At 68.6% G+C, this 22,651-nt stretch carries 21 protein-coding genes; 5 read left to right on the top strand and 16 right to left on the bottom strand.

Annotation, left to right across the window (positions count from 1 at the left end; genetic code table 11):
- Positions 1-83: 83 nt before the first annotated feature.
- Both B9Y95_RS08520 and B9Y95_RS08525 read right to left on the bottom strand, forming a co-directional pair.
- A complete protein-coding gene (locus B9Y95_RS08520; protein ID WP_085511463.1) occupies positions 84-1,022 on the bottom strand; it encodes a carbohydrate ABC transporter permease in 939 nt (312 codons plus the stop codon).
- Positions 1,019-1,867, bottom strand: coding sequence for a carbohydrate ABC transporter permease (locus B9Y95_RS08525; RefSeq protein WP_123539828.1), 849 nt, complete (start codon positions 1,865-1,867; stop codon positions 1,019-1,021). Before B9Y95_RS08525 ends, B9Y95_RS08520 begins: the two co-directional genes overlap by 4 nt.
- Before the next feature lie 272 nt (positions 1,868-2,139).
- Between B9Y95_RS08525 and B9Y95_RS08530 the strand changes: the two genes are divergently transcribed.
- The 3 genes from B9Y95_RS08530 (at position 2,140) to B9Y95_RS08540 (ending at position 3,717) form a co-directional block, all read left to right on the top strand.
- Positions 2,140-2,679: a hypothetical protein gene (locus tag B9Y95_RS08530; protein ID WP_085511465.1), complete on the top strand. Its 540-nt coding sequence runs from the start codon at positions 2,140-2,142 to the stop codon at positions 2,677-2,679.
- Between the two features lie 104 nt (positions 2,680-2,783).
- On the top strand, positions 2,784-3,215 hold the full coding sequence (locus B9Y95_RS08535; RefSeq protein ID WP_085511466.1) for a hypothetical protein: 432 nt from the start codon (positions 2,784-2,786) through the stop codon (positions 3,213-3,215).
- Positions 3,216-3,303: 88 nt separating this feature from the next.
- Positions 3,304-3,717 carry a peptidoglycan-binding domain-containing protein gene (locus B9Y95_RS08540; protein ID WP_159453356.1) on the top strand — a complete coding sequence of 138 codons (414 nt, stop codon included), beginning with the start codon at positions 3,304-3,306 and terminating at the stop codon, positions 3,715-3,717.
- An 86-nt stretch (positions 3,718-3,803) separates the two neighbouring features.
- On the opposite strand, the gene B9Y95_RS08545 is transcribed toward B9Y95_RS08540, so the two are convergent.
- The 5 genes from B9Y95_RS08545 to B9Y95_RS08565 form a co-directional block, all read right to left on the bottom strand.
- Positions 3,804-5,906, bottom strand: coding sequence for an alpha-galactosidase (locus B9Y95_RS08545; protein WP_327083092.1), 2,103 nt, complete (start codon positions 5,904-5,906; stop codon positions 3,804-3,806).
- A gap of 7 nt (positions 5,907-5,913) precedes the next feature.
- The gene (locus tag B9Y95_RS08550; RefSeq protein ID WP_085511468.1) at positions 5,914-7,236 is read right to left on the bottom strand and encodes an ABC transporter substrate-binding protein; all 1,323 of its coding nucleotides are present in this window, start codon (positions 7,234-7,236) and stop codon (positions 5,914-5,916) included.
- A gap of 78 nt (positions 7,237-7,314) precedes the next feature.
- Positions 7,315-8,184 (bottom strand): carbohydrate ABC transporter permease, encoded by an 870-nt coding sequence (locus B9Y95_RS08555; RefSeq protein WP_079704354.1) that lies wholly within the window; start codon positions 8,182-8,184, stop codon positions 7,315-7,317.
- Positions 8,181-9,125: a carbohydrate ABC transporter permease gene (locus tag B9Y95_RS08560; protein WP_085511469.1), complete on the bottom strand. Its 945-nt coding sequence runs from the start codon at positions 9,123-9,125 to the stop codon at positions 8,181-8,183. Before B9Y95_RS08560 ends, B9Y95_RS08555 begins: the two co-directional genes overlap by 4 nt.
- Entirely contained in the window at positions 9,122-11,131 is a 2,010-nt protein-coding gene (locus tag B9Y95_RS08565) for a beta-galactosidase (protein WP_085511470.1), read from the bottom strand. The genes B9Y95_RS08560 and B9Y95_RS08565 overlap by 4 nt, the downstream gene beginning before the upstream one ends.
- 151 nt (positions 11,132-11,282) lie before the next feature.
- Here B9Y95_RS08565 and B9Y95_RS08570 point away from each other — a divergent pair, with 151 nt between their 5' ends.
- Positions 11,283-12,305 (top strand): LacI family DNA-binding transcriptional regulator, encoded by a 1,023-nt coding sequence (locus B9Y95_RS08570; protein WP_085511471.1) that lies wholly within the window; start codon positions 11,283-11,285, stop codon positions 12,303-12,305.
- A gap of 78 nt (positions 12,306-12,383) precedes the next feature.
- On the opposite strand, the gene B9Y95_RS08575 is transcribed toward B9Y95_RS08570, so the two are convergent.
- From B9Y95_RS08575 to B9Y95_RS08610, 8 genes are all read right to left on the bottom strand, one after another.
- Positions 12,384-12,665: a hypothetical protein gene (locus B9Y95_RS08575; RefSeq protein WP_139205469.1), complete on the bottom strand. Its 282-nt coding sequence runs from the start codon at positions 12,663-12,665 to the stop codon at positions 12,384-12,386.
- Positions 12,666-12,751: 86 nt separating this feature from the next.
- Positions 12,752-13,657 carry an EamA family transporter RarD gene (rarD, locus tag B9Y95_RS08580; protein ID WP_085511472.1) on the bottom strand — a complete coding sequence of 302 codons (906 nt, stop codon included), beginning with the start codon at positions 13,655-13,657 and terminating at the stop codon, positions 12,752-12,754.
- A gap of 30 nt (positions 13,658-13,687) precedes the next feature.
- A complete protein-coding gene (locus B9Y95_RS08585) occupies positions 13,688-14,200 on the bottom strand; it encodes a hypothetical protein (RefSeq protein ID WP_085511473.1) in 513 nt (170 codons plus the stop codon).
- Positions 14,201-14,240: 40 nt separating this feature from the next.
- Entirely contained in the window at positions 14,241-15,323 is a 1,083-nt protein-coding gene (locus B9Y95_RS20630) for a hypothetical protein (RefSeq protein ID WP_159453357.1), read from the bottom strand.
- Between the two features lie 169 nt (positions 15,324-15,492).
- On the bottom strand, positions 15,493-16,734 hold the full coding sequence (manD, locus tag B9Y95_RS08595) for a D-mannonate dehydratase ManD (protein WP_085511475.1): 1,242 nt from the start codon (positions 16,732-16,734) through the stop codon (positions 15,493-15,495).
- A 31-nt stretch (positions 16,735-16,765) separates the two neighbouring features.
- Complete coding sequence (locus B9Y95_RS08600) at positions 16,766-18,157, bottom strand: MFS transporter (RefSeq protein ID WP_085511476.1); 1,392 nt, start codon at positions 18,155-18,157, stop codon at positions 16,766-16,768.
- 63 nt (positions 18,158-18,220) lie between these two features.
- Positions 18,221-19,225 (bottom strand): L-idonate 5-dehydrogenase, encoded by a 1,005-nt coding sequence (locus B9Y95_RS08605; RefSeq protein ID WP_085511477.1) that lies wholly within the window; start codon positions 19,223-19,225, stop codon positions 18,221-18,223.
- Positions 19,222-20,739, bottom strand: a complete 1,518-nt coding sequence (locus B9Y95_RS08610; protein WP_085511478.1) for a mannitol dehydrogenase family protein — start codon at positions 20,737-20,739, stop codon at positions 19,222-19,224. The genes B9Y95_RS08605 and B9Y95_RS08610 overlap by 4 nt, the downstream gene beginning before the upstream one ends.
- Positions 20,740-20,893: 154 nt before the next feature.
- Between B9Y95_RS08610 and B9Y95_RS08615 the strand changes: the two genes are divergently transcribed.
- Positions 20,894-21,859: a LacI family DNA-binding transcriptional regulator gene (locus B9Y95_RS08615; protein WP_085511479.1), complete on the top strand. Its 966-nt coding sequence runs from the start codon at positions 20,894-20,896 to the stop codon at positions 21,857-21,859.
- 24 nt (positions 21,860-21,883) lie between these two features.
- On the opposite strand, the gene B9Y95_RS08620 is transcribed toward B9Y95_RS08615, so the two are convergent.
- A complete protein-coding gene (locus tag B9Y95_RS08620) occupies positions 21,884-22,648 on the bottom strand; it encodes an ABC transporter permease (RefSeq protein WP_159453358.1) in 765 nt (254 codons plus the stop codon).
- Positions 22,649-22,651 lie beyond the last annotated feature (3 nt).

A 22,651-nucleotide genomic window follows, 5' to 3' on the forward strand; every position in this document is an offset into this window, starting at 1 on the left:
CGAGCGTGATCCTGGTGGACGTGTCTGGGTTGGTGGAACGGATTGTGGGGAGGCCGGCGGCGGGCCGGTTCGGTGTGCTGCGCTCAGCCCTTCACTGCACCGGCGGTCAGTCCGCCGACGAGGTGACGCTGCAGGGCCATGAACGCGATCGCCACGGGTAGGGAGACGACGAGGGACGCGGCCATGAGCTCGGGCCAAGCCGTGGCCGCCTCACCGACGAAGGTGTTCACGAGGCCGGGCGGAAGCGTCTGCTTGTCGGGTCCCGCCAGGGTGAGCGCGAAGATGAAGTCGTTCCACCCGCGGACGAAGGCGAACAGGCCCGCCGCGACCAGGCCGGGTGCGGACAGCGGCAGCACGATCGAGTGGATGATCCGCAGTCGGGACGCCCCGTCGACGCGAGCCGCCTCGATGAGTTCGTCCGGGATCGTGTCGAAGAACCCCTTCAGCATCCAGACGCACAGCGGCAGGGTGAACGTCGTGAACGAGAGCACCAGCGCCGCATAGGTGTTCAGGAGTCCGTAGGCGCTGAACACCGAGTACAGGGTGATCAGCAGCAACGCCTGCGGGAACATCTGCGAGGCGAGCACGAAGTACATGAGTGATCGACGCCCGCGGTAGCGGAACTTCGAGAACGAGTAGCCCATGTAGGCCGAGACGATCACGGACAGCAGGGCGGTGATGACCGACACGATGATGCTGTTCCGCAGGTAGCCGAACAGGTCCGGGTTCGAGGCGAGGGCGGTGTAGGCCTCGAAGCTGATCTCCGTGGGGAAGAGTTTCGGCGGGTACGAGAAGACCTGGGCGCGTGGGGTCAGCGAGGTGGCCAGCAACCAGTAGACCGGCAGCAGCCCGAAGCCGCCGCAGACGATCACCGCGACCCAAGCGCTGATCCGGACGGCCCGGCTCTCCGAGCGGAAAAGCGACGGACGGCGTCGCAGGGTGCCGAGCTCGGTCGCGACGAACGGGGGCTGCGGGTCTGGCGTGGTGTCCTGCGATCCAGGCGGGGCGATGGAGACGCTCATTTCTGCTCGCCTTTCTCCGAGAATCGGACGTAGACGACGACGAGCGCCATCAGGAGGATGAGCCAGAGCAGCCCGAGGGCGCCCGCGTGGCCGAGGTCGAAGCCGCGGAAGGCGGTCTCGTAGACGGCGGTGGCGAAGGTCTGGGTGCTCCCAGCCGGGCCACCGCCCGTCAGGACGTAGATGATGTCGAAGTGCTGGAAGTTCCAGATGAACTCGAGCAGCAGGACGAGGCCGATGATGCCTTTCAGCTGCGGGACCGTGATCGAGAAGAAGCGTCGGATGGTCCCGGCACCGTCCATCTCGGCCGCCTCGTGGAGTTCCTGCGGGACCGTCTGCAGGCCGGCGAGGAGCATGACCATGATCCACGGGAAGGACTGCCAGCTCTTCGCGACGATCACGGCGAACATGGCCGTCTGCGGTTGGGCGAGCCACGCCTGCGCGTCGACCCCGAACAGGGCGAGGATGGCGTTCGCCACTCCGTAGTTCGCGTTGAAGATCCACATCCAGAGGAACGACACGACGACGCCCGGAACGAGCCAGGGGATCAGCATGAGTCCGCGCATCACCTTGGCACCGCGGATGCGGGTGTTGAGTGCGAGGGCGAGTGCGAAGCCGATGATGAAGGGGGCGATGGTCGTCCCGAGGGTGAAGACCATGGTCTGCCCGAGCAGCTTGAAGAAGTCACCCTGGAGCACGTCGATGATGTTCTGGAAGCCGACGAACTCCCGTCCGGGGACGACCAGGCTCTGCTTGAAGAACGCCGTGACGAGCGCGGTCAGCAGCGGATAGGCGACGACCGCGACGAGCAGCGCGAGTCCGGGGAGGACGAGGACGAACGCGAACATCCCGTCCGGCATCCGTTTTGGTTTGTTTGAATTTGTTTCCAACTGTGAAGTCGTCATACTCACATCCTTGTGAGGAGCACTCCGCTGCATGCGGGGCTTCCTGGGGCGGCGGCGCTTTTATCAGTGGCCAAGTGTTGATCAGCATGCCCGGTGTCCGCGTGACAGGTCAACGCACGCTGGTCACGGTTCCATAACGGACTGTTCATACTTGATTGAAACTGTAACTTACGGCCGTCCATCCGCTGCCACGGTGGACATGGGAGAGTTGATGGGTGAACTACGACCTCAGCGCTCCTGCTCGCCGCGACATCAAGGGCCTCACGGCCGCCATCGAGTCGGCCGAGGACGCTGCTTCACTGCAAGCGCGTCTGAGCGTGCCCCGCTACGGCGTGTTCGACCTCATCGGCCGGGCCCGCCGCTCGCCGATCATCGGCGGACTCCTCCTGGCCGGCACGGCACTCGATCAGAACGGCAAGCCGACGAAGCCGCTCCAGGTGCTCGAGTCGATCCCCGAGCTCGACCCCGTCGACCCCGACCCCGGTGCCGTCACCGCTCAGCTCGCCGAGCTCTCACACGGCGACCTCGTCACGGTTCGGTTCTCCGACGGCGCCTACGGCGACTTCGGTGTGACCGGCATCGCCGTCTGGTCGGTCCCCGGCACCACCTTCCTCGTGGGCGGCTGGCTCATCGGTTCCGCGGGTGCGCCGGCGCCCCGGGTCACCGAGCTCGTCCGTCTCGCACCCGTCGGCGACCACCCCTGGCCTGTCCCGGCCCAGATCACCGTCGTCGGTGAGGACATCGGCATCGACTGACCGCGCTTCGTTCGCCCATCTTTGGGCGAATGAACACACATTCGCCCAAAGATGGGCGAACGAACGGACACACCGGAAGCGCTGGGGGCGAACCGATGAGGAGGATGGTCCGCGAAGTCGTCTCGGCCGGGATGATGTGCCTCCCGCTGGCAGGGGGGATCGTCGCTGCCTGGACCGTTCTGCCGACCGCGCCCTCGACGCTGGCCGTCCACGTCGACCGGAGCGGACTGGTCGACGGCACCGCGCCGACCTGGCTCATGGTCACACTCCCGCTCGCGCTGTCCGTGGTCGCCGCGGTCCTCGGCCTCGCCGGGCTCCGCGAGTCGTGGCAGGCGAACCGTCGGGTGCAGCGAGCACTCGTTGGAGGAGCAGCCGTGCTGGGTCTCGTCGTCTGGATGTGGTCGGTGGAATTCACCCGGCTGGCCGGCACGGGAGCCGACCTGGTCGCGCTGCCGGTCGTCCTCTCGGTGTTCGGCGCGATGTTCTGGGGCGTCCTCTGCTTGGTCGTCACCCCGCCTGATCTCCTCGCGGACTGAACCTGGGCATGGGCACCACTGCCCATTCACCGCTCGAGACGCTCGACCTACGCTCGTGATGCCCGAGCAGTCGAACGAGAGGAACATCATGACCACACGAACGATGCGCAGCAGGATCGCCCTCGCGGGGGCCGCACTCGGCCTCGCCATCGCCGGCTCCGTCGGCGGCGTGGCGACCGCAGCACCGGCCGCAGCCGCCGGCCAATGCGTCGACTACCAGTACTCCGCCGGAGGCGACGGCGGTTGCGTCGCCAACATCCAGACCCTGCTCAACGCCTTCGGACCGAGGATCCCCGGTGGTGTGTCCAACCTGGAGGTCGACGGTCAGTTCGGCGAGCAGACCCGAGCAGCCGTCGTCGCCTTCCAGACGTACTGGGGCATGCAGGTCGACGGCGTCGTGGGAGCCGAGACCTGGAACATCCTCTGCGCGCCGCAGATGGGACCCGGTCCGGTCGACTGGTTCCCGTACGACGCGGCTCGCGCCTCCGGCTGCAACATCTGACCGGGCCCGCACGACGACACTCCCTCGCCCATCTTTGGGCGAGGGAGTTCTCGTTCGCCCGAAGATGGGCGAACGAACGGAGCAGGTTACTGCGCGTCGAGGGTGAAGAGCTGCGCCTGCTCGGGAGCGAGGAGCGGCATCGCGATCCCGACCTCGGCGAGCGTGCGGCCGGTGAGCACGACCGAGCCCTCGGTCAGCCACACCGGCGGCACGTCCTGGATCGACCGGGCGGGCGCGCCGAGGTCGAGTGGACGGACCCGATAGCGACGCTCGGGATCGAGGCCGGGCACCCGGAGTGGCGCGGGGATCGCCGTCAGCGGTGCGGCGAGCGCCACCTGCGCGACGATCGCGGACGAGCGGTCCTGGGCGATCACCCCGTGCGCCTGCAGTGCCGGGTCTGCGCTGTCCATGCGGACGACCTCGCCCGTGTGCAGCAGCGGGCGGAGGCGTTTGTAGTGCGCGATCCATGCCGCGATCAAGTCGAGTTCGGCGTCGCTCGCCTCGTTGAGGTTCCACTCGATGCCAGCGCTCCCGAAGAGGGCAGTGGCCAGGCGGAACGCGAGATCCGAGGTGCGCCAGGTGGTGTGCGAGCGGGCCGCACCGAGGTGACCGCCGAGATACTCCGGTGGAACGGCGAGCCCCGTGTAGCGCTGGATCGACTGCCGCTCGAGCGGGTCGTTCGTGTCGCTCGTCCACACCCGCTCGACCCGCTCCAGGATGCCGAGATCGATCCTCGCGCCACCCGAGGCGCACGACTCGATGTCGACACCGGGGTGCAGGGCACGCACCTCGTCGAGCAGCCGGTAGAGCGCCGTCGTCTGCCGGTGCGCCGAGCCGCCGAGGAGGTCGCGGTTGTGGTCCCACTTGAGGAACGCGATGTCGTACTCGGTCAGCAACGCGTCGAGTCGTCCGAGGAGGTAGGCGAAGGCGTCCGGGTTGCCGAGGTCGAGCACCCGTTGGAAGCGCCAGGTCGGAGCGTCCGGGTGCCCGAGGACCCACTCGGGATGCGTGCGCGCGAGTTCCGAGTCGGGGTTCACCATCTCCGGCTCGACCCACAGTCCGAAGTCCATGCCGGCACCGGTGACCGCGTCGATGAGTGGCGACAGCCCACCGGCCCAGCGTTCCGGGTCGACGAACCAGTCGCCCAGCGCACGGCGGTCGTCCGTGCGACCGGTGAACCAGCCGTCGTCGAGGACGAACCGTTCGACACCGACGCGCTTTGCCTGCTCCACGAGGGTGAGCAGTGTCGGCAGGTCGTGGTCGAAGTACACGGCCTCCCAGGTGTTCAGCACCACCGGGCGGGGCTTCGTGATCGTGCTCCACGAGCGGATCCAGGGGTGCAGTCGCGCGGAGACGCCGTCGAGACCCGCGTCGGAGTAGACGGCGACCGTCCACGGTGACTCGTAGGTCTCCCCCGGCGCCAGCGTGACTTCGCCAGGCGCGAGGAGTTCACCGGAGCCGGTGACCACGGGGCCGAGTGGCGAACGCTCGCTCCAGATCACCTTGTCGCCGCTCCACGCGAGGTGCGTCGCCCACACCTCGCCGCTGCGGAAGTCGAAGCCGGGTGCGCCCGCGACGGACAGGAACGCGTCGTCGTGACCGGGACGTCCGTGACGGTGCTCGCGTGTCCAAGCGCCCTGCCCGAGGCGGTGGCGCTGCGGCGTGCGCTCGTGCGTCCAGAGACCGGTGAAGTCGAGGAGTTCGGTGGCGCGGTCGGGGACCGGGAGCACGACGGCGAGGGCGTCGACAGCGAGTGGTCGGTCAGCCTCGGCGTCGTTCCGCACGGTGTGCCGGACGCGGAGCACGCCCTGGGGGGTCAACTCGATCGTCGAGACGACCGTCACCGCGGCGCGTTGGTCGGACGTCGTGAGGGCCAGCGAGGTGTCGGTGGCCTGCTGGTCGATCAGCCGCAGCGCGAGCAGGTTCGACTTATCGGTTCCGCCCGGCCGGTGTACGCCGACACCCGGGCGGCCGCTCCAACCGTCGAACACGGTGGGAAGCAGGCTGAGGCGCGGCGGGGCGTCGATGGACGAGGGCGGGATCGCCGGCGTCAGCCCGTCGGCGACGGCGATGAGGGAGTCGGTGGCGAGTTCGCCGACATCGGCTCCCCAGTGGAGGATGGTGGGCACCTTCGTGCCGCGGGCGTCGACGATCAGGCTGACGCCCGCGGCACGAAGGTGGTGGATCACTGTTCTGTCACTCCTTGACGGGGATGGACTGCGCCTTGAGGGCGTCGATCGTCGCCGACTGGCCCTTGGTGAGGGCGTCGAGCAGGGTTCCGTCACCGGAGACCGCAGCCTTGAAACCGTCGGACACGTCGTTGTACGTCTGCGTCATCGTCGGACCCCAGGCGAAGTCCTCCGACACCTCGGAGGAAGCCTCCGCGAAGACATCGTAGATCGGCTGGCCGCCGTAGAAGTCGACGCCCTCCTTGAGGACGGGCAGGTTCAGGCCCTCCTTCGTCGCCGGGTAGATGTTGGCGCTCTTGTTGAGCATGGTGAGCGCCTCGTCGGAGGTGTTCAGCCACAGCGCGAACTTCGACGCCTCATAGGGGTGCTTGGAACCGGTGAAGACGGCGGTCGAGGAACCGCCCCAGTTGCCTGCCGCGGAGTCGCCGGCCTCCCACTGCGGAGCCTTCGCGACGGCCCACTTGCCGGCGGTGTCGGGAGCACCCGACGCGATGGAGTTCGCACCCCAGACGGCGGAGTTCCAGGTCCAGGCGGCGCTGGAGTTGTAGGCGTTGTCCCACTCGGTCGTCCAGGTGGGGACGGTCGAGACGAGGTCCTCGTCGATCAGGTCCTGCCAGTAGTCGGCGACCTTCTTGGAGGCGGGATCGGTCAGGTCGACGGTCCAGTCGGAGCCGTCGTTGTCGAACCAGCTACCGCCGGCCTGCCAGACGAAGCCGGCGAACTGGTTGATGTCACCCTGCGAGAAGTTGGTGATGTAGGCACCGGTGGCGCGGACCTGCTTGGCGGCCTCCTTGTACTCGGCCCACGTCGTCGGGATGGCGATCCCGTTCTGCTCGAACAGGTCGGCGCGGTAGAACATGGCCATCGGGCCGGAGTCCTGCGGGACGGCGTAGACCGAGTCGGACTCACCGAGCGAGACCTGACCCCAGGTCCAGTCGACGAAGTCGTCCTTGGCGGCCATGACGTCGTCGCACGCACCGAGGTCCATGAGGCCGTTCTGCACGCGGAAGTTCGGCAGGGCGTCGTACTCGATCTGGCCGAGGTCGGGCGCGTTGCCGGCCTTCAGCTGGTTGAAGAAGTTCTGGTACGTACCGCTGTTACCGTTCGGGCCGGTCTGGACCTTGACCTGGATGTCGGGGTTCTCCTTGTTCCAGACGTCGACGACCTCTTCGATGCCGGGGATCCAGGAGGTGAAGCTGAGGTCGACCTTGCCCTCGGCCGGGGCGCAGGAGGCAGCAGCACTGCCGCCCTCCGACCCGGTGGAGGAGCAGCCGCTCAGGACGACGGCCGACAGCACCGCTGCGGCGACCGCTGTTCTCTTGAGGTTCATAGCGAATCCGTTCTTCTGTGAATGGTGCGGGATGGGTGTTGGTGCGGGATGGAGAGGAGTGTCTGCTCGTCGGTCCGACTACTTCACGGCGCCGGCACCGAGGCCGGAGCGCCAGAACCGCTGGAGCAGGAGGAAGGTGATGACGAGCGGGATGATCGACAGGAACGCGCCGACGAGGACGTAGAGGCGCAGTTCGGGGATCTGGTTGACCTGCGAGTTCCAGGAGTAGAGCCCGAGGGTGACCGGGAACAGGGCTTCGTCGCGCAGCATGATGAGCGGCAGGAAGAAGTTGTTCCAGATGGCGACGAACTGGAAGAGGAACACGGTGACGAGCGCCGGGAACATGAGTCGCACGGAGATGGTGAAGAAGGTGCGGATCTCACCGGCGCCGTCGAGACGCGAGGCCTCGAGGAGTTCCTCGGGCACGCTCGACGCCGCGAAGATCCGCGTCAGGTAGACACCGAAGGGGCTCACCAGCGAGGGCAGGAAGACCGCCCAGAAGGTGTTCGTGAGGCCCACCTGGCTGAAGATGAGGAACAGTGGGAGCGCGAGCGCGGTCGCGGGGACGAGCACACCGCCGAGGACGACGTTGAAGATCAGGTCGCGTCCCGGGAACCGGTACTTCGCGAGGGCGTAGCCGCACATGGCCGCGAAGAGCGTGCCGAGCAGTGCGCCGAGGCCGGCGTACAGGACCGAGTTCAGCATCCACTTGAGGTAGACGCCGTCGCGGTAGGCGACGAGCTGGCCGATGTTCTCGAACAGGTTGAAGTCCGCGAACCAGAGTGGAGCCGAGTTGCCGAACTGCGCTGACGACTTCGTCGAGGCGATGAACAGCCACCAGATGGGGATGAGGAAGTAGAGCGTGAAGACGAGCATCACGATGAGCGCGCCGGCGCGCGACAGGCGGCTCTCCTGCGGGCCGCGGCCGGTGGACAGGATGGCGGTCATTTGCCTTCCTTTCGCTGCGTGAACTTCAGGAACCCGAAGGAGAGGACGAAGGTCGCCAACGCGAGCACGACCGAGAAGGCGGCTGCGAGGTTCACGTTCGGGATGGACGAGGTGGTGTAGACGGTGAGGTTCGGGGTGAAGGTGCTGCTGACGGCCGAGCTGAAGGTGCGGAACACCTGCGGCTCGGCGAGCAGCTGCAGCGTGCCGATGATCGAGAAGATCGCCGTGAGCACGATCGCCGGCATCACCAGTGGGATCTTGATCGACCAGGCGATGCGCGCCTGACCGGCGCCGTCGAGCCGCGCGGCCTCGTAGATCTCCGTCGGGATGGAGAGCAGCGAGGAGTAGATGATGAGCATGTTGTAGCCGACGAACACCCAGGTGACGACGTTCGCGATGGCCCAGAGCACGAGGTCGGCCGAGAGGAAGTCCACGTTCTGCGTGACCGCGGTGAACGGTGACAGGTTCGGCGAGTAGAGGAAGCCCCACATGATGGCGGCGATCACGCCGGGCACCGCGTACGGGACGAAGAACGCGAGGCGGAAGAACCGCTTGCCCCGCAGGAGCGGTGAGTCGAGCAGCAGCGCGAAGAGGAGCGCGAGCCCGAGCATCACCGGCACCTGGACGACGCCGAACAGGAGCACCCGTCCGACGGACTGCCAGAACGGGCCGTTCTGGAAGACCTGCACGTACTGCGCCAGTCCACCGAACACCTCCCGTGCCTGACCGAAGGTGCCGTCACGCTCGATCACGAGCAGCGACTGGTAGACCGCGTACCCGATCGGCACGAGGTAGAACAGCGCGAACAGCACGGCGAACGGGACGATGAAGATGGCGATCGCCCGCTTGTGCTGCACCACCGCCTTCGGCAGCTTGGCCGCCCTCGGCGGGCGGACGGGCCGTGGCGACGTCGCCTCGGCCGTCTCGATGTTGACGCTCATCGCGTGCGGTCCTCTCTGATGACGCGCACGGCGCCGGCTGGCACGCGTGCGATGGAGTCGACGGGTTCGCCGGTGACGAGCTCGCGCCCGCTGGCCGGCAGCTCGACGTCGTTCGTCGAGTGGTTGATGAGGAAGAGGTAGCTCCGTCCCTCATCGGCGCGGCGGACGACCTCGAGGCCCGGCTGGTCCGGATCACCCTGCGGCAGCGCCCCGGCCCCCGCGGCTGCGTCGCGGAGCACCTCGTCGAGCGCGCCGGCGTCCAGGTTCGTCGCGAGGTACCAGGCGTCGCCGCCACCCGCGATGCGGTTGCGCGTGATGGCCGGGCGACCGGCCGACGGGCCGTCGGCGAAGGAGTCGACGATCTCGGCGCCTCGGGCGCGGGTCCGCTCGGACCAGGCCGTCGCGGTCCGGCCCGACGCGAGCGTCAGCACCTGGCCGGGGAGGACGGGGGCGAACTCCTCGACGTTGACGCCGAGCAGCTCGCGGAACGCTCCGGGGTAGCCGCCGGGGCGGACCCGGTCCTCCTCGTCGGCGATCCCGCTGAAGAACGTGACGACGGCGTGCCCGCCGGCCGCGACGAAGTCCGAGACGACCGCGGCCTCGCGGTCGCGCACCAGGTACAGGTTCGGGACGACGACGAGCCGGTAGGCGGAGAGGTCGGCGCCCGGACGCACGACGTCGACGGTGTGACCCAGACGACGCAGTGACGCGTGGACCGCGTGGACCTGCGAGAGGTGGTCGATCGCGTGGGTCGGGCGACTCTCACCGTCGGCCGCCCACCAGTTCTCCCAGGAGAAGACGAGGGCGACATCAGCCTGGACGCGCGTGCCGGTGATCTCGTCGAGTCGGTCGAGCGTGCCGCCCAGCTCGACGACCTCGCGCCACACGTCGGAGTCGGTGCCCGCGTGCGGCAGGAGGGCCGAGTGGAACTTCTCCGAACCCTGCAGCGACGCGCGCCACTGGAAGAAGCAGATCGCCTCCGCGCCCTTCGCGACGTGCGTGAGGGAGTTCCGGGTCATCTCGCCAGGTGCCTTCGCGAGGTTCTGCGGCTGCCAGTTGACCGCACCGGTGGACTGCTCCATGAGCAACCACGCGCCGCCCCCGGCGAGACCGCGCGTGAGGTCGCTCGCGAACGCGAGTTCGGCCGTGGGGTCCGCGAGGCGGTTGTCGAGGTAGTGGTCGTTGGCGACGACGTCCATCTCGGGCGCCCACTGCCAGTAGTCGAGGTTCCGGATGTGCGCGGTGACCATGAAGTTGGTCGTGACGGGCACGGAGCTGTGGCGGCGCAGGACCTCGAGCTCAGCCCGGTAGTAGCCGAGGAGCTCGTCGGAGGAGAAGCGGTGGAAGTCGATGACCTGGCTCGGGTTCCGGCTCGACAGGGTCAGGCGCGGCGGCAGGATCTCGGCGAAGTCGCTGTACTGCTGACTCCAGAACGACGTGCCCCACGCGGTGTTCAGACGCTCGATCGTCTCGTAGCGGGCGCGGAGCCAGCCTCGGAAGGCCTCGGCGCTCTCGTCGTCGTAGCAGAGCGCGTTGTGGCAGCCGAGTTCGTTCGACACGTGCCAGAGCTCGACGGCGGGGTGCTCGCCGTAGCGTTCGGCGACGCGCTCGACGAGTTCGAGGGCGTAGCGACGGAAGACCGCGGACGACGGGCACCAGGCCTGGCGACCGCCGGGGAAGCGCGTCGTCCCGTCCTCGGTCTCGGGGAGGATCTCCGGGTGCCGGAACGTCAGCCACGGCGGGGCCGATGCGGTGCCGGTCCCGAGGTTGACCCGGATGCCGGCCTCGTGGAGCAGGTCGAGGATCTCGTCGAGCCCGGCGAAGTCGAACTCCCCCGGCCGTGGCTCGAGGTGCGACCAGCCGAAGATGTTGAGGGCGACGAGGTCGACGCCCGCCTCCTGCATGAGCGCGACGTCTTCGCGCCAGACGGACCGATCCCACTGCTCGGGGTTGTAGTCGCAGCCGTAGGCGATGCCGTCGTGGCTGAACGTGGGGGTCGTGCTCATGGTGCCTTCCGCGATCTGTGAACGTGCACAGATCGAAGAGCGACAACTCCACGTTGAGAGTCTGTGAACGTACACAGAGTAGGCGTGCGTTTCTGAATCTGTCAACACGGACCCCGCCGAAGGCCGCCCGGACCGGCGCTAGGGTGGACCCGTGACCCCTCCGCCGACCCGACGCAAACGAGCGACGGTGCACGATGTCGCCGTCGAAGCCGGCGTCTCCCGGGGCACGGTCAGCCGGGTCGTCAACGGCGAGCGCTACGTGTCGGCCGAAGCGCGCGAGGCGATCGAGGCCGCCATCGAAAAGGTCGGCTACGTGCCGAACACGGCCGCCCGGAACCTCGTCATGCAGCGCACCCAGGCCGTCGGTTTCGTCGTCCACGAGCCGCACAGCCTGTTCGTCGACGACCCCAACATCGGCAACATCCTGCTCGGGGCGAATGAGGCCCTGTCACAGGCCGACCACCAGCTCGTCTGCCTGGTCGTCGACTCCGAGCGCGACACCGACCGGATCACCCGGTACCTCTCGGGCGGCTTCGTCGACGGCGTGATCATGGTGTCTGCACGCCAGAACGACCCGATCACGCGCGTCATCGAACGCCTCGGCCTCCCGGCGACCTTCGTCGGCCATCCGCCCGACCTCCGTGAGCTCCCCTTCGTCGGGATCGACAACCGGTCGGCATCGGCCGACATCACGGGTGAGCTGATCGGTGCCGGCCGACGGCACATCGGCATGATCGCCGCAGCCCTCGACCGGGATTCCGGCTCAGACCGACTCGCCGGGTTCCGCCATGCGCTCGGCGACCGCTTCGACGAACGACTCGTCGTGGAGGTCCCGCTCTACTCGCACCAGGACGGCTTCGCCGGCATGTCGGAGCTGCTCCGCCGGGAGCCGGCCGTCGACGGCGTGTTCGCGGCTTCGGACGCCGTCGCGGCCGGAGCGCTCGAAGCCCTCCGTGCGGCAGGGCGGAGCGTGCCAGAGGACGTGTCGGTCGTCGGTTTCGACGACTCGGCGTGGGCGCTCCGTTGCCACCCGCCGCTCACCACCGTCCACCAGCCGGCGGCGGCCGTCGGTCAGCGCGCGGCGGAGGTGCTCCTCGCGCAGCTCCGGGGTGAGACGATCTCGCCGGTCGGCTCGTTCGTCCCCACGTCGATCGTGCGTCGCGGGAGCGTCTGATCCCCTTCGTTCGCCCATTCTTGGGCGAACCAGCACTCCGTCGCCCAAGAATGGGCGAATGAACGCCGGTGGAGCGACTCAGAGCTGTGGTGACGGCCGTCGGATCGCGGCGCGCTTGGCCTCGTCGAAGGTGTCCACATGCAGCCATTCGGGCGGGCTGGGCGCCACGATGAGCACGTCGTAACCGGTGCCCTGTGCCTCGACGTACGCGAGACAGCACTCGGGTGAGGAGGGATCGGCGTCGTTCGAGATCCGCCATTGCCGGGCACCGATCGGGACGACGTGGTGCCGTTCGGACGAGTCTCGCGCTGGAGGAAACGGCGACTCGAGCGACACTGCTGGAGCATGCTTCGTAACCATGCCATCAGGCTAGGCGCGCTCGCGGAACGCGTCTCGAGGCTTGACTTCACAGGTTCGCGGCGACGCGCCGGGCTGCAGGTGGACGATCAGCGCGACGGGCGTCGCACGGTCTCGAGCCCCAGGAGCATGAGGGCCACCACGATCGGGCCGTAGACGAACCCGTCGGCGGCCGTCAGTGATTCGCCGAGGAGCAGGACCGCCACGAGGACGAGCAGCACCGGTTCCAGGTAGCTGAGCAGCCCGAAGACGCCGAACGACAGCAGGCGACTCGCGACGAGGTACAGCACGAGGGCGACGCCACCGATCACCCCGAGGAGCACGATCCCCCAGCCCAGCTGCGGGTGCGCGGCGAGGACGGCGAGTGAGGACGGTTGCAACGCCAGCACGATCGCGACGGGGACGAGGACCGCCAGCTCGAAGCAGAACGCACCGATGGAGTCGAGCGCGGCTCGGCGCCGGATCGCGAAGTACACCGGGTAGCCGACGGCGACCGCGATGGTCGCCCAGGACAGCCCACCGGCCACGACGATCGCGGCGGTGACGCCGAGGGCGGCTGCGGCCACAGCCGCGATCCGGAGCGGTGCGAGTCGCTCCCGATGCAGGACGACGCCGACCACGACCATCGCCAGCGGCATCAGGAGGTAGCCGAGTGCGAGTTCGAGCCCGTGCCCCGTCTGCGGTGCCCAACCGAAGAGCCACAGCTGCAGGGACAGCAGGAGCCCGTCGAGCACGACCACGAGGACGAGGATCGGACGACGTGCGAGTCGAACCGCGATGTCGCGGACGTCCCGCCACCACCCGAACACCGCGATGAGCGTCGCCAGCACCGGCACCGTCGCGATCACGCGCCAGGCGAAGATCTCGTTCGCCCCGAACGGCTCCAGCAGCGGCGGCAGGAAGAACAGCGCCGCGAACAGGAACGAGGCAACGACGGAGACGAGGACCCCGCGGGGCGTCGTCTCGCGATGCTCAGGGGGAAGGGCGGCCGTCACGGGTCCTCACCCTATCGTCGCGCGGGCAGCTCAGCTCGCGGCCGACCGGGCGGCCAGGACGAGGGCCTCGGCTTCGCGACGCTCGTCCTCGGTCAGCTCGGAATAGCCCGATTCCATGAACTGATCGGTCTTCGGTTTGCGCAGCGCGTACAGGAACTCGATCGAGGACCGCCTGGTGGTCAGGTCTTCCGCGAATGCGCCGTAACCGTTCCGTCGGTACCCTCGAATGCTCGGTTGATCGCGCACGGCGATCCGGAACATGTTCGCGACCGCGCTCGGCCCGATGGAACGGACGTCGTCGAGACTGACGACCCGCGATCGGAACGCCGTGTACGCCACGAGGTGCCCGTCGATCACGACGATCCGGTGCGTCATCCAAATCAGCGTCATCCAAGTGTTGATTGCGAGGATGACGCCCATGCCGACCAGGACCGGTACCGCTGACACCAGTTTGTCCTTCGGAATCACCAGGACGAGGAAGAGCGGCGCCACACAGAGCATGAACACCTGCGCCTTCAGGCCGAATGCGGGAACGTACTTCATGCGTCGCCTTCCGTCGTCAGATGCATCATGTCGCCCATCCTCACCAGGTGTACGGGTCGAAGGTCCACGTGCCGTCGGTCGACAACACGACGGCGCCGTCCACCCACACCTCGCAGTCCTCCGCGGTCACGATGCCGTATTCGCCCGAGGCCGAGGCGAACGCGGCGACGAAGTCGGCACTGCCCCGCCGGGTGGTGGTCACGAGGAACCCCGCCGTCGCGGAGTACTCCGAGAACTCGAACTCGGGACCACGGGTCAACAGCCAGGTGACGCCCGACATCTCGTCGCCCTCCGAATTGTCGATCGCGATGGAGCAGCCCGCGGGTTCATAGGACGTCGATGCGATGCAGGCGTCCACGTACGCGCGGACCGCAGCGGTCGCCCCTTCCTGCCCGAGCGCCGTCAGTGTCGGGTACAGATACGCCGTCTGCCTGCCGTCCCATTCGGCCTCCACGCTGGGCACCTCGAAGTCGAAGAAGCCGGTGGTCGAGTCGGCCGCGATGTCGTACTTCCCCGGTCCGACGACGTAGACCGTCGTCTCATCCACCGTGCCCACGTGCTCGCCTCCGACGGAGAGGTCCAGCGCACCGAACCTGACCGTGGGCACCGTGATGGTCGGCAGGCTCGCCGGTTCGGTGCGCCACGCGCTGAACCACAGGAAGCCGGACGGCTGTGCGCGCAGCGTGAACGCCGTGGTCTGCCGTTCACCGCCGTGCTCGAACGCCACGTCGACCGTGGCGACCCCGTTCTCGGTCCGGGTCGCTCCGACGCGATAGGCCGTCGGGCGGTCGGTCGCGAGCGCATACCGCTCATCGGTCAGGAGGTCGACGCTGTAGCCGAGTTCGGCGGCGGCGGCAGCGGTCCCGTCCATCGCGACGGCCCGTTCGAGCTGCCCCTCCTCCAGTGCGTCGAGATACGGCTGCAGCATCACCGACGGTGCCGTGGCCGCCGTCAGCGACACCGACGCGCCGACCACCCAGGCCGCGGCGACGACGACCGTGGCGGCGATGACACCACCGAGGGCGACCGGACGCAGTCGGTGCGACGGCGGAGCGACGGGGGCGACGCTGCCGCCTCGGGTGGCTGGTTCAGCGGTGTCGGCCGCGCCGACGGTCGGGTCCACGTGCACCGGGCATCCTTCGATTCCGGGTCGCAGGGAGGAGCTGCCGTCCCGGAACCCGCAGCGCCTCGCGCATCGGGACGGACGTGGCGGAGGACCGCACGCGTTCGAGGCAGCACCGCATCATCTCACCTCACAGCCGCCGAGCACCAGATGCCACAACCGACGCCGCTCACCAGTCGTGGACGGTGCCGTCCGTCAGCCGGTTCACCGGCAGGTACGCCTTCGTGTACTCGAATGCGGCAGCCGCGTCCTCGTCGAGTTCGACGCCGAGGCCGGGCTGCTCGCCGGGGTGCAGGAAGCCGTCGTCGAAGGTGAAGGAGGTCTGGAAGACCTCGAGGGTCTGTTCGTTGTGCGGCATGTACTCCTGGATCCCGAAGTTGTGGATCGCGAGGTCGAGGTGCAACGCTGCGGCCATCCCGATGGGCGAGATGTCGGTGGGGCCGTGGATGCCGGAACGGATCCCGTAGATGGCCGCGAAGTCGAGCAGTTTCCTCATCGCCGTGATGCCACCGGTGTGCGTCACCGCCGAACGGACGTAGTCGATGAGGCGCTCGGTGATGAGGGTCTGATAGTCGTACACCGAGTTGAAGACCTCGCCGATTGCCAGCGGCGTGGTCGAGTGCTGGCGGACGAGTCGCAGGGCGGTCTGGTCCTCCCCCGGTGTGCAGTCCTCGAGCCAGAAGAGCTTGTACGGCTCGATGTCCTTCGCGAACCGGGCGGCCTCGATGGGCGACATGCGGTGGTGTCCGTCGTGCAGGATCCGGAGGCCCGTCCCGAAGTCCTCGCGGATCCGTTCGAAGACGCCCGGCATGTGCGCGAGGTAGCCGGCGGTGTCCCAGGACTCCTCGGTCGGTGCCGTGGCAGCCGAGCCGTCCGCCGCTCGCTTCGCCGGCTCGTAGTCGTAGCGGACGCCGGGCCCTGAGGCGGACACCCCGTACACCTGCCCGAGCCCCGGCACACCGGTCTGGACGCGCACCGCGGTGAACCCGAGCTCCTGATACCCGGTGATCGCGTTGGCGAGTGCCTGGTAGTCCGTCCCCGAGGCGTGCGCGTACGCCCGGATGCCCGATCGGCTAGCACCGCCGAGCAGCTGGTACAGCGGCACCCCGGCCTTCTTGGCCTTGATGTCCCAGAGCGCCATGTCCACCGCGGCGATGGCCGCCATCGTGACGGGGCCGCGCCGCCAGTAGGGTCCGCGGTACAGGTACTGCCAGGTGTCCTCGATGCGGTCCTCATCGCGGCCGATCAGCATCGACGCGACGTGGTCGCCGAGGTACGACGCGACAGCGAGCTCGCGTCCGTTGAGGGTCGCGTCACCCCAGCCCACGACACCGTCGCTGGTGGTGATCTTCAGGGTGACGAAGTTCCGGCCGGGACTCGTGACGATGACGTCCGCGAGTTCGATGCTCATGGGGGTTCCTTTCGAGGAGGTCGGGTGCCGGTCAGATGGCGTCGCGCGGGTCGGTGAGGTCCCGACCGGCGACCTCCGGCATCCAGATGGACGCGACCAGGGCGCAGAGGGTGAAGACGCCGAGCATGATGATGATCGGGATGAAGGAGCCGGTGGCGGCGGACACCCAGGCGGCGGCGATGACGGGGCCAGCGCCGGTCGCGACGATCGCGGCGATCTCCCGGGCCATCGCGGTGTAGGTGTAGCGGTTCCGAGCGCCGAAGAGTTCCGGCAGCGTCAGGTTCTCGAGCGATGCGAAGCTCATCACCGCCAGGTTGTGCAGGACGACGTAGCCGACGAACACCAAGGCGGTGTCCTTGCTGTGGATCATGAGCATGGTCGGGACGATGATGATGAGCGCGATGATCGCCCAGACCATGTACATGCGCTTCCGGCCGTACCGGTCACCGAGCCAGCCGGAGAGCGGCACGGTGATGAAGGCGACGAGCGAGGAGACGATGACGGCGTTCACCCCGATCGACCGGTCCAGCAGCAGGACGACGGTGATGTAGCTGATGAGGTACGTCTGGACGAGTCCCGAGTTGCCGGCCTGACCGAACCGCAGCAGGAGCGCGATGCTGAACGCCTTGATCGGCTTGCGGTTCATGGCCTCGAGCGTGCGGAGGTTGCCGGTCTCGGTCGCGAGGGCGATCGTCTCCTGCTTGGTGAGCGCTTTGCCGTCGACGACGTCGTCGCGCTCCTCGAAGATCGGGCTCTCCTTGAGGTTGAAGCGGACCCAGACCGCGAAGAGCATGATCACGACGCTGCCGATGAACGGGATGCGCCAGGCCCAGGCGATGACCTCGTCCTCGCTGAACGCCAGGAGCAGACCGGCCCACAGCGCGGACGCGAGCAGGGTGCCGCAGTTGGTCCCGAGCGCCACGAGCGACGCGATGATGCCGCGGCGTTTGGCCGGGGCGTACTCGGCGAGCATGACGCCGGCGCCCGAGATCTCGGCACCGGCTCCGAAGCCCTGCGCGATCCGCAGGAGGACCAGCAGGATCGGCGCGAGGAGGCCCACCTGCGAGTAGGTCGGCAGGAAGCCGATGAGCGTCGTCGACAACCCCATGAGCAGGATCGTGTAGAAGAGGACCTTGGTCCGGCCCGTCTTGTCGCCGAGCCGGGCGAAGAAGAACGCGCCGACCGGACGGGCGACGTAGCCGACCCCGTACGTCGCCATCGCGGCGACGACGGCCATGGCCGGGTCCTCGTTGGAGAAGAAGAGGTCGGCGAACACGAGCGCGGCGGCCAGCGAGTAGAGCTGGTAGTCCATGAACTCGAGCGCGGTGCCGAGCCACCCGGAGATCGCGGCGCGGACGAGGTCGCGGACGGATCGGTTCTCGGTGGGGTCGCCGGCGGCGACGGACGATCTGGGTTCTGACATGAGGTACTCCTTCGGACCTACGGGATGCAGCGGAAGTGGGGGTGGGAGTGTGCGGTGGGTGGCTCAGAAGGCGAGGAGCACCTTCGCCGAGCGGGATGAGTCCCGAGCTGTGGCGAAGGCGTCGACCGCCTCCTCGGCTGGGATGACCTGGGTCACGACGGCGTCGAGGAGATCACCCTCGGTGAGGAACGCGATCGCGTCGTCGATCTCGGTGGAGAAGCGGAACGCGCCGCGGATGGTGAGCTCCTTGGCGAGCATGGGGGCGAGGTTGATCGGGCTGTCGACGTCGGGGAGCATGCCGACCTGGACGATCGATCCGCCTCGTCTCGCGGCCCGGACCGCCTGGGTCAGGGCGACCGGCGCGCCGGAGCACTCGAAGACGACGTCGTAGGACTCGTCGGCGACGGCGTCGCGACCCACGAGCAGGAGCTCACCGGCTCCCACGGTCGCGGCGCGTTCCAGTGCCTGTTCGCGCATGTCGCTCGCCGCGATCGTCGCTGCACCGGCCCGGCCGGCCGCAGCGATCACGAGCAGACCGATGGGCCCGGCACCGATGACGAGGACCCGCGCACCGCGCACGTCGCCGGCGAGCCCGACCGCGTGCATGGCGACCGAGAGGGGTTCGGCGAGCGCCGCCCGCTCGAGCGGGAGTCCGTCGGGCAGGACGCGCACCATCGAGTGCTCGACGATCAGGTACTCCGAGGCCCCACCCTGTCGGTGCGGGTTCGCTGCTGCGCTCCCGAGGTAGTCACCGCCGGGCCGCAGGTGCGGGCGGTCCTCGAGCCCCGGAAGGCTCGGGCCGTATCGCGCCGGGTGCACGGTGACCCTGGTGCCGGGGGCGAGCCGACCGGAGGGGTCCACGTCGACGACGGCCGAGAGCTCGTGGCCGGGGGTGAGTGGTTCGCGGATGACGTACTCGCCGTTCGCTCCGTTGAAGTAGTAGTGCAGGTCGGAACCGCAGATACCGACGTACCGCACCCGGAGGCGGACCTCGCCGTCGCGTGGTTTCGGAGTGGGGGCGTCCTCCCAGCGGATGTCCTCCGCGCCGTGGATCGCGAGCGTCTTCATCGGTTGGCTCCTGTCGTGGTCATGGGTGCCTGCGAGGCGGTGATGCTGTCGCGGATGGCCGCGTCGACGCCGTGTCGACGGATGGTGTCGATCAGTTCACCGACCCGCGAGATGAAGGTCGGCTGCTCGGCGAGGTCCTGCCCGAAGAGGTGCAGCTCCGCGATCACCCGATGCGCGAGGTGCCGACCGTCCGTCGACGTGCTCGCCAGGCGGGCGAGCTCCTCGCGGGCCGGATCGACCATGGCGCGCGCGTGCGGACCAGGGTCGAACCCCGGCATCGGGGCAATGCAGGCCAGGTAGGCCGCGACCGTGAGGGCGATGAGGTGCGGGACGGATCCGGCCTCGAGCAGCAGGAGGGCGGGCTCCGGGATGCGCTGGCGCAGCTTCACCGATCCGTCGGTACCCACCTGCGCCGTGCGGTGCCCGAGGGCGTGGTTCGCCCAGCGTTCGAAGAGCTGCCCCTCATACGTGCGGACGTCGACGCCGGACGGGAACCGCACCGACGGCTCGTACTCGTGGCGGAGGATCGCCCGTGCGGCGGATTCAACGGCGGTGTCGGCGATCGACTCCGAGATCTTGGCCACCCCGCGGAGCGCACCGAGGTAGGCGATGAGCGAGTGCGTCCCGTTGAGGAGCCGCACCTTCATCTGCTCGTACGCCCCCACCTCGTCGGTGAACACGGCGCCTCCGGCCTCCCAGGTGGGACGCGCAGCGGCGAAGCGGTCCTCGATCGCCCACATCGTGAACGGTTCGGCGGAGACCGGTGCGTCGTCCCGGACGCCGAGGCGGGTTGCCACGAGCTCCCGCAGTCGCGGGGTCGTCGCCGGGACGATGCGGTCGACCATGCTGGACGGGAAGGCGACCGCGCTGTCGAGGTAGGCGAGCGCTTCCGCGCCCTCGGTACCGCGCAGTTCGGAGAGGAAGGCCCGGACGAGCGCCTCCGTGCGAGCGCCGTTCTCGCTCAGGTTGTCGCAGCTCAGGATCGTGATCGGCGCTCCACCACCCGAAGCCCGCCGCTGCAGACCGCGGGCGAGCTGGCCGATGGTCGTCTGCGGGGCACCTCCGCGGAGGTCGGCTGCGATCAGCGGGTCGTTCAGGTCGAGGAGACCGGTCGACGGTGAGGCGCTGTAGCCGTGCTCCGTCACGGTCAGCGTGACGACCCGGATGCGGTCGTCCGCGAGAGTGCCGACCACGCGCTCCGGATCCTCCGCCGCGACGAACGCGTCGGTGTGCACGGCGGGCACGGAGAACGAGGCCCCGGTGGGTGAGATCTCTGCGACCGTGTAGCGGAGATCCTGCGCCTGCATGGCGTCGACGACCGCTCGGGACCGGGATGCGACACCGACGATGCCCCATTCATCGCTGCCCGCGCTGAGCGCAGCCGCCGTGTAGACGGCCTGGTGCGCTCGGTGGAAGTTACCGAGGCCGAGGTGCAGGATGCCGGCGGCGGACGGTGCCGAGTGCTCCGGACGCGGGCCCGAACGAGCGCCCAGTCGCGGCGGCAGGGCCGTCATCGCCGAGCCTCGGGGCACTGCGTCGTCGGCTGGAGGAGATCCGCGTCGATCATCATGAAAGTGATTCTGAATGGTTTGTACAAAGTTTGTCAAGTAGTTTCATGGCACCACGATGCCGCATCATGAGTACACCCGACCCCGCGAAGGATAAACCGTGACCGCCACCCTCACCGATGTCGCCCGTCACGCGGGCGTCTCCATCGCCACCGCGTCGCGGGCGTTCGGCGAGCCGGATCGCCTTGCGGACGCAACGCTCGAGCGCGTCCTCACGGCGGCGGCGGACCTCGGGTACTCGAACCCGAACGGTTCGACGGCGGAGAAGACCTTCGGCGTCATCGTCCCCGACATCGCCAGCCCGGTCTACGCGACGCTCCTGAAGGGCGTCCACGCCCAGGCCTGGCAGGGACGCCACCGCCCGGTGTTGTTCGACACCGATGAGGACCTGCATCGGGAGCACGAGCAGCTGGAACTGGCGCGGAAGCTCAACGGGATGCTCCTCTGCTCGCCACGGCTCCCGGACGACGAGATCCGCGCGCTCGTGGGCGACACCCCGGTCGTGGTGGTCAACCGCATCATCGACGGCCTCCCCTACGTCGTGATGGACACCGAGAGCGGGCCACGGCAGGCGGTCGAGCACCTCGCCGCACTGGGTCACCGACACATCGCCTACGCGGCCGGTCCGAAGCACTCCTGGGCGGACCTCCGCCGTGGCGACGCGGTCGCTGCGGCCTGTGCACAGCTCGACATCGAGTTCACCCGCCTGGGCCACCAGGCGGCCTCGATCCAGGGCGGCCTCGCCGCAGCGGCCACGATCGTGGCGAGCGGTGCGACGGCGGTCATCGCCTACAACGACCTGGTCGCCCTCGGTATCGACGCCGGCATCACGTCGATGGGCAAGCGCTGCCCCGAGGACCTCAGCATCATCGGCACCGACGACATCGAGATGGCGTCCATCCGCCAGCCCGGTCTCACCACCGTGCGGCTCGCGATCAACCGGTGCGGGTCGTTGGCGGTCGAGGTGCTCCTCCAGGCCATGGCCGGCGGGTCGCCCCGTTCGGTCGCGAGTCTCGACTCGCAGCTCATCGTGCGCGATTCGACGGCGCCCCCGCGGCGGGGCTGACGCGGCGGACGGCAGCTCCCCCGATCAGCCGGCATCCCATCGGTGGAGCCGTGCGGCCGCGAGACCCGACACGAGCGCGAACGCCGCCATCAGACTCCAGACCACCGCGAGTGGCACGGGCTGAGGGCCTTGGGAGATGATCGCTTCGAGGGCACCGACGATCCAGGTCGTGGGCAGGAGCCCGAAGAGACCGGCGACCCACTCCGGAAGGACCGCGAGCGGGCAGAGGGCACCGGATGTGGCGAGAGCGAGCATCGGCAGCAGGTACGCGAGTTGCATGGCGATGTCCGGGTTCGACAACCGCGCCGCGAGGAGGTAGCCGAAGCCGAGCAGCATCGCGCCACCGAGCAGGATCGTGCCGGCGATCGCGACGAGGTCGGAGAGTGGACGGATTGGCACCGTCCAGGCGGCCAGGGCGACGATCACCGCGGCCTCGACGACGACCAACCCCACGCGGATCGGCAGATGTCCGAGCAGGTACGCGTCGCGACGGGCCGGCGAGGTCGACAGCGCCCGCAGCAGGCCGGTGCTGCGGTGCCGGACCAGCGGCACCGTGGTGAGCATGAAGGCGATCGCCATCGACCCCGTGCTCGAAACGAGCGGGAGGGCGTGCTCCAGCACACCGGCAGGCGTGCCGGACGCCGTCGCCACGAGGGCGTCCACACCCCAGAGCAGTCCAATCAGGGCCAGGAAACTCGCCACGAGCGCGATGATCGAGCGCGGGTCCCGGACGAGGTCGCGCGCGTGGGCTGCGGCGAAGCTCCGGACCTGTGCTGGGAACGGATGCATCGT

The sequence above is a fragment of the Plantibacter flavus genome (assembly GCF_900177615.1).
GTDB lineage: Bacteria > Actinomycetota > Actinomycetes > Actinomycetales > Microbacteriaceae > Plantibacter > Plantibacter flavus.